At 63.6% G+C, this 16,204-nt stretch carries 12 protein-coding genes; all 12 read right to left on the reverse strand.

Annotated features, from left to right (window positions below):
* Nucleotides 1–95: 95 nt before the first annotated feature.
* The gene (locus AD670_RS06595; protein WP_053129518.1) at nt 96–857 is read right to left on the reverse strand and encodes a PIG-L deacetylase family protein; all 762 of its coding nucleotides are present in this window, start codon (nt 855–857) and stop codon (nt 96–98) included.
* A 177-nt stretch (nt 858–1,034) separates the two neighbouring features.
* Nucleotides 1,035–1,694 carry a glycosyltransferase family 2 protein gene (locus tag AD670_RS06600; RefSeq protein ID WP_053129521.1) on the reverse strand — a complete coding sequence of 220 codons (660 nt, stop codon included), beginning with the start codon at nt 1,692–1,694 and terminating at the stop codon, nt 1,035–1,037.
* Entirely contained in the window at nt 1,691–2,290 is a 600-nt protein-coding gene (locus AD670_RS06605) for an SAM-dependent methyltransferase (protein WP_053129523.1), read from the reverse strand. Before AD670_RS06605 ends, AD670_RS06600 begins: the two co-directional genes overlap by 4 nt.
* Nucleotides 2,287–3,045, reverse strand: a complete 759-nt coding sequence (locus tag AD670_RS06610; protein ID WP_053129525.1) for a PIG-L deacetylase family protein — start codon at nt 3,043–3,045, stop codon at nt 2,287–2,289. The genes AD670_RS06605 and AD670_RS06610 overlap by 4 nt, the downstream gene beginning before the upstream one ends.
* The gene (locus tag AD670_RS06615; protein ID WP_053129528.1) at nt 3,042–4,040 is read right to left on the reverse strand and encodes an acyl-CoA dehydrogenase family protein; all 999 of its coding nucleotides are present in this window, start codon (nt 4,038–4,040) and stop codon (nt 3,042–3,044) included. Before AD670_RS06615 ends, AD670_RS06610 begins: the two co-directional genes overlap by 4 nt.
* A 1-nt stretch (nt 4,041) precedes the next feature.
* The gene (gene glgX / locus AD670_RS06620; protein ID WP_053129530.1) at nt 4,042–6,201 is read right to left on the reverse strand and encodes a glycogen debranching protein GlgX; all 2,160 of its coding nucleotides are present in this window, start codon (nt 6,199–6,201) and stop codon (nt 4,042–4,044) included.
* A gap of 130 nt (nt 6,202–6,331) precedes the next feature.
* The gene (locus AD670_RS06625) at nt 6,332–6,601 is read right to left on the reverse strand and encodes a DUF2934 domain-containing protein (RefSeq protein ID WP_053129533.1); all 270 of its coding nucleotides are present in this window, start codon (nt 6,599–6,601) and stop codon (nt 6,332–6,334) included.
* A 24-nt stretch (nt 6,602–6,625) separates the two neighbouring features.
* Entirely contained in the window at nt 6,626–9,376 is a 2,751-nt protein-coding gene (locus AD670_RS06630; RefSeq protein ID WP_053129536.1) for a malto-oligosyltrehalose synthase, read from the reverse strand.
* A complete protein-coding gene (gene malQ / locus AD670_RS06635; protein ID WP_053129539.1) occupies nt 9,373–11,457 on the reverse strand; it encodes a 4-alpha-glucanotransferase in 2,085 nt (694 codons plus the stop codon). Before malQ ends, AD670_RS06630 begins: the two co-directional genes overlap by 4 nt.
* Entirely contained in the window at nt 11,454–13,199 is a 1,746-nt protein-coding gene (gene treZ / locus AD670_RS06640) for a malto-oligosyltrehalose trehalohydrolase (RefSeq protein WP_053129542.1), read from the reverse strand. Before treZ ends, malQ begins: the two co-directional genes overlap by 4 nt.
* Nucleotides 13,200–13,218: 19 nt before the next feature.
* Nucleotides 13,219–14,772 carry a glycogen synthase GlgA gene (gene glgA, locus AD670_RS06645; protein WP_053129543.1) on the reverse strand — a complete coding sequence of 518 codons (1,554 nt, stop codon included), beginning with the start codon at nt 14,770–14,772 and terminating at the stop codon, nt 13,219–13,221.
* A 465-nt stretch (nt 14,773–15,237) separates the two neighbouring features.
* Nucleotides 15,238–16,191, reverse strand: a complete 954-nt coding sequence (locus AD670_RS06650) for a D-2-hydroxyacid dehydrogenase family protein (RefSeq protein ID WP_053129546.1) — start codon at nt 16,189–16,191, stop codon at nt 15,238–15,240.
* Nucleotides 16,192–16,204 lie beyond the last annotated feature (13 nt).

Below are 16,204 nucleotides of genomic sequence, written 5' to 3' on the forward strand. Positions count from 1 at the left end.
GACTGCACCTGAAGCTGTGCAGTACTTTTTGCACCATAGCCACACATCCTGCCGGCCGCCACTGTCAGAAATAACAGGTACAGACGAGTGGGGGACTAGGTAAACACGATCTCGTAAGGCTCACGCATCCGCTCCAGCAGCACCTGGGCCAATATCGGCGCGAGGCCGATCTGCGGATCGCCCGCCAACTGACTGGCATACGCATGGGCGGCGTGAAGCTTGCGGGCCACGGTCCAGGTGTCCAGGCGCACCTTGCGCGCCCGTTGCCAGGGGATCATCGCCCCCTCGCGGGCGGGGCAGTGCCATGCCCAGATCGGCAGTTCATAGAGTTTCGCACCCACCAGGCTGCAGGCCTTGGCGCTGGCACGGCCGACGGCGTCATGGTCGTCATTGCCGTCGTTGCGCCACGTTGAAAACACCACATCGCCCGGTTGCAGGTAGCGTGCGATAAATTGGCTCAGTTGCGATTCCCGAGAGGCGAGGGCGTTGTCGCAAAAACCGCCGCGAATCCATTTCAGGCTGTGCAACGGCATGCCCAGGCGGCGCAGTGCCTCGGCGCTTTCCTGGGGACGCACCACGCTCAGGCGGCTCGCCGGCCATACGTGGGAGCCCGGGTGGCTGGCGCTGCCGTCGGTGATAGAGATCAGTTGCAGGGGGTGTTCCAGCGTGCTGAGCAATTGCAGTAAACCACCGCAGGCCAAGACTTCGTCGCCGGGATGGGGCGCGATGATCACCACGCGCGCGCCGGGCGGCACCAGTGCGGCGGTAGAAATGGGGGGGATCTGCGCCAACTGCGGCGCGCTGTTCCAGATTTGCGCAGGACCGCGACGGCCTTCACTCAGGGAGGCAGGCTTCATGGGAGTTACATCCTTGTCGATTGATGCTGGGTCGTGCCCGGTTTGCGGGACGACTCTATTTATTCACCACAGACTCCGCCGTGGTGCGTGCGTGGCCATTCAATCCTGAATTGCCAGCAAGGCGTCATCAGCATAGACAAGGATTGGTCTTTTTTACATTCTGTAATGTCGTTTTTTTCAGGAAGCGCACATCAGGCTCTTCAAATAATCGCCGAAACCGCCTTGGGCACGGGCCTCCAGGCGTGCGCTGGTAATGACTTGCGGGGCGTGGCTCCAGGCGATGGAAGCACCGCAGCGTTCGAGGTCGCGCACCAGTTGTACATCTTCATGGCAGGCCAGCGGTTCGAAGCCACCGGCACGTACATACGCACCGGCACTGATGCCCAGGTTGGCACCGTGGATATGGCGGTGACCATCACGGGCCTGGTACGCCTGCTGGTAACGGATCTGCGCCGCCGGGTCGAACCCTTCGCTCCAGGCGTCGACGGTCACGGTGCCGCACACCGCATCGGCGCCCAGTGCCAATTGCGCCACCAGCCAATCGGGAGCGACACGGCTGTCGGCGTCGGTGCACGAGATCCAGCGTGCGCCCTGATTGAGCAGGTGCCGCGCGCCCACCCCGCGCACATGGCCCACATTGCGCGCCTGCACGTCCAGGCGCTGCACCGGGAAGCCTTCGGCAATCGTCGCACTGGCATCGCTGCAGCTGTCGAGCAGCACCAGGATATGCACCGCTTCGCCCAGCAAGCCTGGGTGGCTGGCGGCGACCAATGCTGCCTCCAGGCATTCGCCGAGTAAGGCCTCTTCGTTGTGTACCGGAATCAGCACGCCGATCATCGCAGGCCCTCGTGGGTGGCAACCGAAGTGCCGTCGCGGCTCCACAGGTCGAGTAGAAAGTCGTGTTCGTGGTGCGACGCGATCAGGGGCATCGCCAGCCGCTCATGCAGCAGGGCATGCACCTGCTCGGCGGTTTGCGGGCAACCGTCGATAGCGGGGCGCCAGTGACAGGCCAGTATCTGGCCGTTGGCAGTCAGGCTGGCGAGGGCGCGGTCGATCAAGCGGCACAGGTCATCGTGGTCCAGGTAGTAGCACAGCTCGCTCAATACGATCAGCTCGAACTCTTCGGTCGGCCATTGTCCGGGCAGGCGGCTTTGCTGCACCTGGGCATGGGCGAAGCCCAGTAAGCGGCCACGCGCCAGGCTGACGGCGGCCGAGGCGGTGTCGCAACACAGCAGGCGATCGCAGCGTGGCGCCAGTTCGGCACTCAGTTCGCCATTGGCGCAACCGGGTTCGAACACCGAGGCATAGCGTGGCCGAGTCAGCAGCGCCAGGGTCAGCGCACGTTTGCGTCGTTCGTACCAGCGTTGGCGAAAGGCCCAGGGGTCATCGTTACCGGCAAACAGTTGATCGAAATACGGCGTCGCCACACTCATACAAATACCACTTCAAAAGGTTGTAGCAGACGCTCCACCACATAGGGCGCCAGCACCGGCGGCAGGCCGATGTGCGTATCACCCTCCAGTTGACTGGCGAACGCATGGATGGCGTGGCGCTTGCGCGCGACGGCTTCGCAGCTCAGCGGGATTTTGCGTGCACGGTGCCACGGTACCAGGCTGTCCTCGGGGGAGGCCCAGTGCCAGGTCCACACCGGCAGTTCATACAGCCTTGCACCCACCGCGTGTGCCGCCTTGGCGCTGGCGCGGCCAACGGCCTCGTGGTCGCAATGGCCGTCTTCGCGCCAGGTGGTAAACACCGCATCCGTGGGTTTGAGATGGCGTTGGATAAAGGCACTGAGCTGGTCTTCGCGCGCTGCCACCTGGCTGTCGGTGAAGCCGGCCCGCAGCCATTTCAGGCTGTGCAACGGCACACCCAGGCGATGCAGGGCCTGTGCCGATTCCTGCGGGCGCACCACGCTCAAACGCTCCACCGACCACTGTGTGGAGCCGGGGTGGCTGGCGCTGCCATCGGTCACCGAAATCAATAGCATCGGCCGGCCCAGCTCAGCCAGGCCTTGCAGCAGTCCGCCACAGCCCAGCACTTCGTCATCCGGGTGCGGAGCGATGATCACGGCGCGAAAGCCTTCGGGCACCAACTCGGCGACGCTGATCTGTGGCAGTCCGGCCATCAGCGCCGAGTCCTGCCAGCGCTGCAGGGGCGTGCCCTGGCCCACGATCGGGTTGGGTTTCATAACTGCCACCTCCCGGTGGGTTCACCGGCGACCAGCTCGCCCAGGCCGGCGAGGTCGCGTTCGGCATGGCTTTGGCGGACATACACCGACAGGTCCGCCATCAACTGGGCGAAGTGCGGATCCTTGCAGTACGGTCCCGCCCCCACGGCGCGGCCGACATGGCGCATGACCTGCTCGACAGTGTCCTCGATACAGGCGCGCGTCTGCTGCGCCAGTTGCCGGGCGTCAGCCTTGGGCTCGCGGTCGATCTGTTCGGCGCTGGCCCGCAGCACACAGGCGGCGCTGTTAAGGGCGCTGTCGACGGCGCCCAGGTGGGCGAGGGCATGGGGCTCCGGGCGCTTGCTGCACTGGTCGCGCAGTACCTCTGCCAGGCGTTGTGCGGCACCGTACCAGCAGGCGGCAATGCCGATGCCGCCTTGCCAGAATCCGGGGCGCGCGAGGTAGTCGCCGGGGCCGCCCACGGCAATGCCATGGGCGCCATCAAAGATGACCTCGACGCTGCCGGTGGCGGCCATGCCCACGGCATTCCAACCTTCATTGGTGACCGTAATGCCCGGCTGATCCATCTGCACCGCCACCAACTGCTGGTGACCGTCTTCATCCCAGGCCGTCAACAGCCCATGGCTGACCACGGCGGCGCCGGAACACCAGGCTTTACGCCCGTGCAGAAGGCGGCGATGGCCCTCGCGGTGGACGTGCACCTTGGCACTCGGCGGTTCCGCCGCCCACATGCCCCACAGGCTGCCCAAGGGCGGCAGCGGACAGTCGAGTTCGGCAATGATCGCCAGCGCGTCGGTGTGACCTTCGAATAACTTGCACAAGCGCAGGTCATGGCCTGCCACCTGTGCCAGGCGGCTGAACCGCGCCAGTGTTGCGCCGCTGCCCGGCAGCGGCAACTGGTCCAGCCCTTCCTCCTGAAGTGCCCTCAGGGCCTTGGCCAGGTCATGCGTGTCCGCATAGCCTGGGAAGCCTTGAAGGAATCCATGCAGTGCCATGTCACACCTCGTCGTCACGCTGCAGTTCGAACAGTAGCAGCGAACGGCCCGTCACGGCGTACTCGTGGTCGAACTCAAAGCGCTCCTGGCCGCGTACTGCCGGTTCATTGGTGTCGAGCATGCAGGTCCAGAACTCACCCTGCGGTACCGGCGGCAGGCGGAAATTGACCATGTCATGGTGGGCGTTCACCACCAGCAGCAGCGTGGCGTCGGCGCCGGCGCGGCGAATCCCGGTTTCCTGCGCGCGGCCATCCATCAGCATGCCCAGGCAGCGGCCATGGCTGTCTTCCCACTGTTCGGTGGTCATCTCGTTGCCGTCCGGCGACAACCAGGTGACGTCTTTCACGCCGATATCTTCGTTGTAATCGCCCACCAGGAAGCGACCACGGCGCAGGATCGGGTAGGCCAGGCGTAGCTTGATCAAGCGCTTGACGAACTTGAGCAGCGCCTTGCCGTCTTCGTCCAGGTCCCAGTTGACCCAGCCGATCTCACTGTCCTGGCAATAGGCATTGTTGTTGCCGTGCTGGGTACGCGCGAACTCATCACCGGCGACGATCATCGGCGTGCCTTGGGCCAGCAGCAGCGTGGCGAAGAAGTTGCGCATCTGGCGCAGGCGCAGGGCGTTGATTTCCGGGTCGTCGGTGGGGCCTTCGACGCCGTGGTTCCACGACAGGTTGTTGTTGCTGCCGTCCTGGTTGTTCTCGTCGTTGGCTTCGTTGTGCTTGTCGTTGTACGACACCAGGTCGTGCAGGGTGAAACCGTCGTGGGCGGTGATGAAGTTCACCGAGCTGTACGGACGGCGGCCGCGATGGTTGAACATCTCGCCCGAGGCCGTCATGCGCCCGGCGAAGTCTGCCAGTTGGCCGTCATCGCCTTTCCAGAAGGCACGCACGGTGTCGCGGAAACGGTCGTTCCATTCAACCCAGCCCGGTGGGAAATTGCCGACTTGATAGCCGCCGGGGCCGCAGTCCCAGGGTTCGGCGATCAACTTCAGCTGGCGCAGCACCGGGTCCTGGCGGCAGGCCACGAGGAAGCTGTGGCGCTCGTCGAAGCCATCGCGGTAGCGGCCGAGGATGGTCGCCAGGTCGAAGCGGAAGCCATCGACGTGCATCTCGTTGGCCCAGTAACGCAAGGAGTCGGTGACCATTTGCAGCACGCACGGGTGGCTCAGGTCCAGGGTATTACCGGTGCCCGAATCGTTGATATAGAAGCGCTTGTCATCGGGCATCAGCCGGTAGTACGAGGCGTTGTCGATGCCGCGCATGGACAGGGTCGGGCCGCGCTCGTTGCCTTCGGCGGTGTGGTTGTAGACCACGTCGAGGATCACTTCCAGCTTCTGCTCGTGCAGGTGCGCAACCATCTCCTTGAACTCGGCGATCTTGCCGCTGGCCAGGTAGCGCGGGTCGGGGGCGAAGAACGCAATGCTGTTGTAGCCCCAGTAGTTGGTCATGCCCTTTTCCAGCAGGTGCTGGTCGTTGACGAAGGCATGCACCGGCAGCAGTTCCACCGAAGAGATGCCCAACTGGCGGATGTGCTTGAGCACGTCGTCTTCCATCAACCCGGCACAGGTGCCGCGCACCTCTTCGCCGACCGAAGGGTGGCGCATGCTGATGCCGCGCAGGTGGGTTTCGTAGATGATCGTACGGTCCCACGGCACCCGCACCGGCTGGTCGTTACCCCAGGTGTGCGCCGGGTCGATGACCTTGCACTTGGGCACGAAGGGCGCGCTGTCGCGCTCGTCGAAACTGAGGTCGTCATCCGGGTGGCCGATGGTGTAGCCGAACAGCGCTTCGGACCATTTGAGTTCGCCGACCAACTGTTTGGCGTAGGGGTCGATCAGCAGTTTGTTGTGGTTGAAGCGATGACCATTGGCCGGGTCGTAAGGCCCGTACACACGGTAGCCGTAGATCAGCCCAGGGTGGGCGTCGGGCAAGTAACCGTGGAAGGTTTCGTCGGTGTATTCGGGCAGTTCGATGCGCTCCAGCTCGATTTCGCCGGTGTCATCGAACAGGCACAATTCGACTTTCTCGGCGTTGGCCGAGAACAGCGCAAAGTTGACACCCAGGCCATCCCAGGTAGCGCCTAGGGGGAAGGGCAAACCTTCACGAATCCGCGACGGCTCGTTACCCGGCGTCGATGGGGTCTTATGGGGTTTGCTCATTGAGTTGCTCCTGCAAGGCTATTTTTTCGGGCCGAACGCGACCCTACTGAAGAGTTTTCAGCGAATGATAAGAAGAGTGAAATCACCTTTTGCCGACAGCGCCGGCAAAAGGTTCGTGGCGCCGTGCGCGTTAAGCCTTGGGCTTTTTCGGCGCTGGCGGCTTCTTGGCCGCCGGGGGCGCCGGCTTGCTCGCGCTTGGGGCTGGTGGCTTGGCCTTTGCCGCAGGCTTGGGGGCGGTCTTGGGCTTGGCGGCCGGTTTTGGCTTGCTCGGCGTCAGCGCTTCGGCTTCGGCCAGCTTGCGCGCCATCTCCCAGTGGCGCGCGTCCTCCCCGTGGGGCTTGCCTTCAGACTCCCAGATCTGATGCGCTAATTCGCGTATGCGTTTGTCTTCAGTACTCATCACAATGCTCCTCACAGAAAATTTTCAGCTTTCTTGATCATCAGGATTGATAAAGACATTGACCGGGAAATCCCCCAGGGCAGTGCTGATCAACAGCTCCTTGTCTGGTGTGACTGCGCCTGTGTGAAAAAGTCCCTTCCAGTTTTGCGTTGTCGCGGCGAACGGTAATTTCACCCGGGTATCGCCCCAAACCTGCGCATTGATCTGGGGATGCACACCGTTTTCAAGCAGGTGATGAGACCAACGTGGCACCACCACCAGCAGGCGTTTGCCCTGGTGTTCACGGCAGAACGCAAGCACTCGCTCGGCGTGTTGGCCGACCACTTGCAGCGGTGTATAGCTGCCGCTGCGGAACACGTCCGGATGGGCCTTGCGCAAGGCCAGTACCTGGGCAATCAACGCTTGTTTGATACGCCCGTCACGCCAGTTGAACAACAGCTCGCCGATGTCCGGCGGGGTGTCGAGTGCCTGTTGGCGCGCGGTGAAATCCACCGGGCGACGGTTGTCCGGATCCACCAGGCTGAAGTCCCAGAACTCATCGCCCTGGTACAGGTCCGGCACACCCGGCACGGTAATGCGAAGCAAGGTTTGCGCCAGCCCGTTGAGCGCGCCGGCGGGGGCGATGGCTTGGGCGGCGCTGCCGATGGCGTGGCGTAATGGGCGTCCTTCATCACTGAGCAACAGGCGTGACAGAAAGGCTTCGACGCCTTGTTCATAGGCCTCGTTGGGCGCGCTCCAACTGCTCTGCAACTTGGCTTCGCGCAGGGCTTTTTGTTGCCACTGCCACAGGCGCTGGTGATAGCCCTCGAAGTCTTTGGCCTGGTCCAGCGGCCAACTGCCCAGCAACACCTGATACAGGATCAGCTCATCGCCGGCCGAGGGGGTGGCGGCATCGTCACGCAACGGCGCTGCCAGCGTTCGCCAGTGCTCCACTTGCTCGACGTACCACGGTGCGCACTCGCTGAGCACGGCCAGGCGCGCACGAGTGTCTTCGCCGCGTTTGTGGTCATGGGTGGCGGTGGCCAGCAGGTTATCGGGGAAGGTCTGCAAGCGCTGTTGGTTGATCCCATGAAACTCGGCCAGCGGCGCGCTGAACTGCTCGGTGCTGAAGCCCACATCGTTGCGCGACAGCAGCACGGCCGAGCGGTAGAACGCGGTGTCTTCCACGGCCTTGGCCGCCGCCGGCGAGGTCAGTTGCTGGAAGCGCACACAGGCATGCTTGAGGATCTTGCGCTCGCGACCCACCGGGCGATTGCGCCAGGGTTGACCGCCGAGCCATTTTTCCAGGTGCTCGAGCACCGGCCAGTCGCCCTCGCCAAGGGTCGTGCGGGCGCCGTCCAGGGCCTGTTGGAACACCTTGTCGTCGTCGGCGCTACGGCCGCGGGCGCTGATATAGGTGCGGTACACCGGGAAATGCACGATCAGTTCCTGCAACGCGCGGCGGATGGCGCCGAGGGTCAGGTCGCGGGTCATCACATCGTCGCGTGCCACCTGCAGCAGGGCCTGGGCCACGCTTTCAAAGTCGCCACCCAGGGAGCCGTTGAGGATTTGCTGGCGCGCCAGCCGCGCCTCTTCGATAAACGCCGAGGGCCGTTCGCTGTGGCGCGTCCATAACTCGGCCAGCGGCGCAAAACCCTCGGGATGGTGTTGCAGCAGCGACAACTGGTTCATGAATTCGTAGCCGGTGGTGCCGTCCACTTGCCAGTCTTCGCGAAGGGTTTCGCCCTCACCGAGGATTTTTTCGACGAAGATCGGCAAGTGCCGTTCCGGCGACAGCGTGTCCACCCGACGCCGCAGCTTGCGGCAGTAACCGCGCGGGTCGGCCAGGCCGTCGATGTGGTCGATGCGCAGGCCATCCACCAGACCGGCGCTGATCAATTCGAAGATCTTGCCGTGGGTGGCTTCGAACACCGCCGTACGTTCGACCCGCAGGCCGCCCAGCTCGTTGACGTCGAAGAAACGCCGCCAGTTGATGTCGTCCGCCGCCGTGCGCCAGCTGGCCAGGCGATAGGCCTGTTGCTCGAGCAAGTGGTGCAGACGGTTGAAGCCCTCCGGCGTGCGTCCGTCGAACTCGGTCAGTCGGTGTTCGATGGCCGCTGACACTTCGGTGGCACGCTCGGCCAATGCCTGCTTGAGCCAGGCGGCTTCGGCGTAGGCGTCATCCTGATAGGCGAGGGCGCTGAAGCGGTCGGCCAGGGGTTTAAGCAGCTCATCCGTGCCGAGGATCGCCGCGTAATCCCGTGGGCAGATCTGGAAACGGTGTTCGTAATGTTCGACGTAAAACGCGCCATGGGCCGCATCGAAATGCAGGGTCAACGTGCCGCTCTGCAAGGCTTCGCCGTAGTCGCTGCCGAGAAACGGCATCAGCAATTGGCCCTTGAGCAGCGGGTCGGGGGAGTGCCACTGGATATCGAAGAATTCGCTGTAGGGGCTCAGCCGGCCCCATTCCAGCAGGTCCAGCCACCAGGGATTGTCGGCGCCGCCCACGGCCATATGGTTGGAGACGATATCGAGGATCAGCCCCATATCGTGCTCACGCAGGGCCGCGACCAACCGGCGCAAGGCGGCTTCGCCACCCAGCTCGGGGTTGACGCTGGTGGGGTCGACTACATCGTAGCCGTGCATGGAGCCGGCACGCGCACTCAGCAAGGGCGAGGCATATAGATGGCTGATGCCGAGCTGGGCGAAGTACGGCACCAGCGGCACCGCATCATCCAGTGTAAAACCTTTGTGGAATTGCAGGCGCTGGGTCGCGCGCAGGGGCAGGGCTTTCATCGGTCACGCTCATAGGCTTGGTTGCGCGCAACAGCCAGCAGTTCGAGGCGGCGCGCGGCACCGGCGTTGTCGAGCAGGCTGGAGGCCTCGCCCGGTAAACGGCGGCGCCAATTGGGATGGGTGTCGGTAGTGCCGGGCAGGTTGGCTTGTTCTTCGAGGCCCAGCGCGTCTTCCAGCGGCAACAGCACCAGCGGCGCACGGGTGTGGCCGAGGTAGCGCACGCTGGCGTCGATCATATGGTCGGTTTCATTGCGGATCTCATCGACGAAGTTCTGCGGGTCCTGGCTCAAGGCCTGGCGCAGCGCCTGGCGTTCACGCAAGCGGTGTTCGCTCCATTGCTCCACGGTCGGCGCATCGATCAGGCCCAACTGGACGTTCCAGTCGATATCGCGGCTGTGCCACCAACCATTGAGAGTCGGCAAGTCGTGGGTACTGGTGGTGGCCAGGGCGTTATCCGGCCAGTCGAGGATCGGGTTGAACTGGCCGTCGTGGCCCTGTTCGAACAGCAGCACGCGCATGCCGAGAATCGAGCGGGCGATGAGCTTTTCGCGCAGCCCGTCGGGCACCGTGCCGAGGTCTTCACCGAGCACGATGGCCTGGTGGCGGTGGGATTCCAACGCCAGCAGGCGCAACAGGTCGTCCACCGGGTAATACAGATAAGCCCCTTCACGCGGCGAGGCGTCCATGGGGATCACCCACAGGCGTTGCAGGCCCATGACGTGGTCGATGCGCAAGCCGCCGGCATGGGCGAAGTTGGCCCGCAGCATCTCGATAAACGCGCGGAAACCGTTGCGCTTGAGGCCTTCGGGAGAAAACGCGGAAATGCCCCAGCCCTGGCCGGCGCGGTTAAGGATGTCGGGTGGCGCGCCCACGGTGAGGTCGGCCAGCAGTTCATCCTGGCGGCTCCAGGCCTGGCTGCCACCGCCGTCGGCGCCTACAGCCAGGTCCGCAATCAAGCCGACGCCCATGCCACTGCCTTTGGCGGCTTGTTGGGCGCGCTCCAGGCAACGGGCGATCAGCCATTGGCCGAAGGCGTAGAAGCCGATCTCGGCGTGGTGCTCTTCGGCGAACGCAACCAGCGCAGGGCTCTGCGGCGAACGCCACTCTTCAGGCCAGTGGCGCCAGTCAAGGTCTTCGCCTGCGGCGGCGCGCACTGCCTGCACGGCTTCGAAGCGGCAATGGTTCTCCAGGGCCTCGCCACCGGCCTGGCGGAAACTCAGGAAGTCGGCGTGCTGCGGGTGATGGCCGTGGCGGAAGTCTTCATACAGCGCGCGCAGCAGGCGCTGTTTGGCCTGGGCGGCGACGGGCCAGTCGATCAGGCTGTGCTGTTCCAGCGTGTGCAACTCTTCTTCCAGGCCGAGGGCTTCAATTGCATTGCGCACCTCACGTTCACCCAGAATACAGGCGGGTGAGGCATACAGGCTGTTGAGGAACAGGCGGCTGGACGGCGAGTACGGGCTGTAGCGCTCGGTGTCGGCGCTGAACATCGCGTGCATCGGGCTTATGGCCAGGGCATCGGCGCCGCGCTCGGCGGCGGAACGCGCCAGGTGTTCCAGGGCCAGGGTGTCGCCAAAGCCACCGTCGCCCAGGCGGCGCAGTGAATACAGCTGGGCGCTCAGGCCCCAGGCGCGGGCTGGCTGGTTGTCCACCGCTTCGGCCACGCTGTAGCAGTGGGTGGGTGCGACCGCGAGGGTGAAGGCCTGGTCATTGATATGCACCTGGTGGTAGCCCAAGGCGATAACGCCGGGCAGCACGGCATCGCCGTCGAGGCGCATCTCCAGGGTTTCGCCGTCTTCGAGGTTGACCCGGCACAGGGTGTCGGGTTCGAAGTAGCGTGCCAGGTCGAGGCCTTCGCCGCTGTCGACGGTCATCAAGGGGGGCAGGTGTTTGTCTTGTTGCACCTGCTCCAATTCAAGCAGGCTGGCGTTGATGTCTGCATCGCTGTCGGCCGGGTGGCCCAGGCCTTTGAGGACGGCGCGCAGGGCGTCGGGTGTCACTCGTTGCGGGCGGCCGTTTGCGTCGATCCAATCGACGGCCAGTCCCGCTCGGCTGGCGAGGATTTCCAGGTTCGCTTCGCTCAAGGGTGCTCTCCAACAGGTGATAGGGTGACGCGGGCGCTGAAGGGCGGCAGTTGCGCGCTTTGCGGGGCCGGCGTTTCAAATAGGATTGGCGCGGTTGCCGGGTGATCCAGCGGCGTGGCGCTCAGGTTCAGGTCGATCTGTAGCAGGCTGCCATTGCTCAGGCGCCAGCGCGCGCTGACGGCTGCATCGGCGAGCACCTGCGCGCCCAAGGCCACGGCGCCGGGCAAGTGCGGCATGATGTGGCGATGGCGCAGGCTGAGCAGTTGGCGATAGAGCTGCGCATGTTCGTTGTCGGCGATCAACGGGGTCGATTGCTCGAATGTCGACAGCGCGTTGGGGTCCGGGATGCGTTCACGCCGCTCGGGGTCGTGGAACGCGGCGAAGTCGGCAAACTCATTGCGCCGGCCTTCACGCACCGCTTCGGCCAATTCGCCGTGGTGGTCAGTAAAAAACAGGAACGGCTCGCGCGCATTGGCTTCATCGCCCATGAACATCAGCGGAATCATCGGCGACAACAGCAGCAGGGCGGTCGCGGCCTTGAGCGCCTGGGGCGAGCAGAGCTGGTGCAGGCGTTCGCCCAGGGCGCGGTTGCCGATCTGGTCGTGGTTCTGCAGGAAGGCCACGAAGGCCGTGGGCGGCAGCTCACCGCTCGGTTCGCCACGCTGATGGCCGTGGCGCGTGGTGTGGCCCTGGTAGATAAACCCTTCGCCCAGGCATCGCGCGAGTTTGGCGGTGGGGTCCTGGGCGAAGTCACTGTAATAGGCATCGGTTTCGCCGGTCAGCAACACGTGCAGCACGTTATGAAAGTCATCATTCCATTGCGCGTCGAAATCCTGCTTGAGCAGGCTGGCCTGGTTCAGCTCGTTTTCCAGCATCAGCCACACATGCCGCCCAGTGTCCACCTGCTGGCGGACCCGGTGAGCGAGTTCCTGGAGAAAGCCGGGGTTGTCGATGGCGTGCACGGCGTCCAGGCGCAGGCCATCAAAGCGGTATTCGAGCAGCCACATCAGCGCGTTATCGAGGAAAAAATCCCGCACTTCGCGCCGCTCAAAGTCGATACCTGCCCCCCATGGCGTGTGCACATCTTCCTGGAAGAACCCCTTGGCGTATTGGCCCAGGTAATTGCCGTCCGGGCCGAAGTGGTTGTAGACCACATCAAGGATCACGGCGAGGCCGTGTTCATGGGCGCTGTCGATCAGGTGTTTGAGTTGCTCGGGGGTGCCGTAGGAGGAGTGCGGTGCGTAGGGCAGCACGCCGTCGTATCCCCAATTGCGCTCACCGGGAAATTGCGCCAGCGGCATCAATTCGATCGCGGTGACGCCCAGTTCGGCCAGGCGTGGCAGGTGCTTTTCGACTTCGGCGTAGCCGCCCAGCGCGCCGACGTGCAATTCGTAGATCACGGCTTCGTGCCAGGGGCGGCCTGGCCAATTGTCGTGACGCCAGGGGTAGGCGAGCGGGTCGACTACCACGCTCCAACCATGCACGTCCGAGGCCTGGGCCCGGGACGCTGGGTCGGGAATTTTCATTTCCCCATCGATGTTGTAACGGTAGCGCGTGCCCGCGGGGCACTTTACTTCAGTCTCGAACCAGCCCTCTGCCTGGGGCAGCATGGCGATGGATTTACCGTTTTCCAATTCAACGCTGACATAAAACGCGTCTGGCGCCCACAAGGCAAAACGCGTGTGTTGCGCGTCCAGCATGATTGCGCCGTGGGGCCAGGTTTCCAAAGTCCGTAACGGCATCTATGAAGACCTCCCTTGATTATTTAGTCGATTTCCCCAAGGCCTTGGCCACCAGTTGTTCATACAGCTCGGCGTACGGTTCCACCGCCTGGCACCAGTTGAAGGGTTGGGTCATGGAGCGGCTGCGCATGGCGTTGAGCAGGCCTTTATTGGCGAATACCCGGAACGCGCGGCTCAGGGCTTCTTCGTAGCTTTCGACCGTGGATTCATTGAACAGGAAGCCGGTGACGCCATTTTCGATGGTGTCTGCCAGCCCGCCGGTATTACGCGCGACCGGCAGTGAACCGAAGCGCTGGGCGTACATTTGGCTCAGGCCACACGGCTCGTAGCGTGATGGCATCAGCAGGAAGTCACTGCCGGCGAACATGCGGCGCGCGTCGGTCTCGTTGAAGCCGATGCGGACGCCGACCTGGCCGGGGAAGCGCAGCGCCAGCTCACGCATGGCTTGCTCTTCTTCCGGCTCGCCGCGACCGATGATGGCGATCTGGCCGCCGTGCTCGACGATAAAACTGGCCACTGCTTCGGTGAGGTCCAGGCCTTTCTGGTAGACCAGGCGCGAGACCACGGCGAACAGCGGGCCGGTGGAGGCATGCAGGCCGAACAGTTCGCGTACGTGGTCGGCGTTGACGGCCTTGCCTTCCCAGTCACCGATATTGAAGTTGTGGGTCAGGTGCGTGTCGGTGGAGGTTTCCCAACTTTCATCGATGCCGTTGGGGATACCACTGAGCAGGCCTTGCTGGGTCTTGGCGGCGAGGAAGCCGTCGAGGCCGCAGCCGAATTCGGGGGTGGTGATTTCCTGGGCGTAGGTCGCGCTCACGGTGGTGATATGGCTGGAATACGCCATGCCGGCCTTGAGGAACGACATCTTGCCGTAGAACTCCATGCCTTCCTGTTGTAACGCGTGGGGCGGAATCCCCAGCTCTGGTGTCGAGGCCAGGCTGACCACGCCTTGATAGGCGAGGTTATGAATGGTGAACAGGGTCGGTGTGCGTGACCCACGCCAGTGCATATAGGCCGGTGCCAGGCCAGCGGGCCAGTCGTGGGCGTGCACCAGGTCCGGGCACCAATGGATCTGCGCGAGGTTGGCGGCCATGTCGGCAGCGGCCAGGCCCAGGCGGGCGAAGCGAATATGGTTGTCCGGCCAGTCGCGGCCGTTGTTGGCGCCGTACGGCGTGCCTTCGCGCTCGTAGAGCTCGGGGCAGATCAGCACATAGATGACCAGGCCGTCCTTGAGGTCCATGCGCCCGATCTTGCACGGCGGCAGTGCGGCGTGGCCACCCAGCTCACCGATGATATGGATCGGGTTGTCGCTTTCCATCACCTGCGGATAACCCGGGATGAGCACGCGCACATCATGCAAGTGGGCCATGGCGCGGGGCAGCGCCGCAGACACGTCGCCCAGGCCACCGGTTTTCACCAGGTCGGCGAATTCGGACGTCACGAACAGGACTTTCTTGCGATTGGGGTTATGACTCGGGACCGGCCGCACCGTGTTGAGGTCGACTAAAGCTGTCGACCCGCCAACTGGCTGACTAACACGCTCTCCCTGAATACTTGCAGCGGCACTGATCATAGCTATCTCCACGTGTTGGTCGGCTAATGGCCCGCTGCCATTAGCTCCGATGACCGCATCCTGCGGCCAGGCGCACAAGCGCAATAACAAACTGGCAAGGCGTATGCCAGTTGCACGGTAAGCAAAAAAGAATAGATAGACGGCATCTGGTATGCACCGCTTGTGCGCGCCTTACCCTAGACCTGACCTATGGCAGAGTTCGAAAGTTTCGATTTTTTGCGGGGTTTTTGTTTTGGAACGGACCCATCGGTCATGAGTCTAGGACAGATTCCAGAGCCTGTAGGGTTTATGTGGGAATTTTGTAGGACAAAAAACTTGTAACCATATGCAATTGAGGAAGGCGGGAGGTTGTGGTGAGCAGGCTTGCGCCGGTTCAGGGCCGCTTCGCGCCCCAGCGCAGGGCAAGCCTGCTCACCACAAAGATTACGCTCACACCCTTAGTGCGGGCCGCACCTGATTGGTGCGTCAGCCAAGCACGCGAATGGGCGCGCCCTTGGCCCAGGCTTGGATGTCTTCAATCATCTGCTGATAGAACTGCCGGTAGTTCTGCTCGCTGACGTAGCCCACATGGGGGGTGGCCAGTACGTTGGGCAGGTGGCGAAACGCATGATCGGCCGGCAGCGGCTCTTCGGCGTACACGTCCAGGGCCGCGCCCGCCAGGCGGCCATTGGTCAATGCCTGCACCAGCGCCTGCTCATCCACGATTGGCCCGCGTGCCGTGTTCACCAGGCGGGCCGTCGGCTTCATCCAGCCCAAGGCCTCGGCGTCGACCAGGCCGCGGCTGCGGTCGCTGAGCACCAAATGAACGCTGAGAATGTCGGCCTGCTCAAACAGTTCGCGCTTGCTGACCCAGGTCACCCCGGCCTCGGCTGCGCGTTGCGGCGTGAGGTTTTCACTCCAGGCAATCACCCGCATGCCAAACACCTGGGCGAACTGCGCGACCTTCTGGCCAATGCTGCCCAGGCCGAGTATGCCCAGGGTCTTGCCATGCAGGTCGCCGCCCAGGCCGACCTGCCAGCCACCCGCGCGCAGGGAATTGGCTTCGGCCAACAGGTTTCGGGTGGAGGCCATGATCAGCGCCCAGGTCAGTTCCGGCGCCGCCTGCTTGTAGCTGTCGGTGCCGCACACCTGGATACCCAGGGCCTTGGCGGCGGCGAGGTCGATGGCGGCATTGCGCATGCCACCGGTTACCAGCAACTTGAGGTTGGGCAACCCCTGCAACAGGGCTTTGTCGAAGGTCGAGCGTTCACGCATGACGCAAATGACCGCGAACCCCTTCAAACGCTCAATCATCGTGGCGGTATCTGCCGGGTAATCGTGCAGGAAGTGCACTCGCCCCACGGCCTCCAGCGCTGACCAATCCACCACGCTACTGGCTACATGCTGCCAATCATCAATGACTGCGATCTGTACCGACATTCACGAGTGCCTC

Source organism: Pseudomonas sp. MIACH, assembly GCF_001269925.1.
GTDB lineage: Bacteria > Pseudomonadota > Gammaproteobacteria > Pseudomonadales > Pseudomonadaceae > Aquipseudomonas.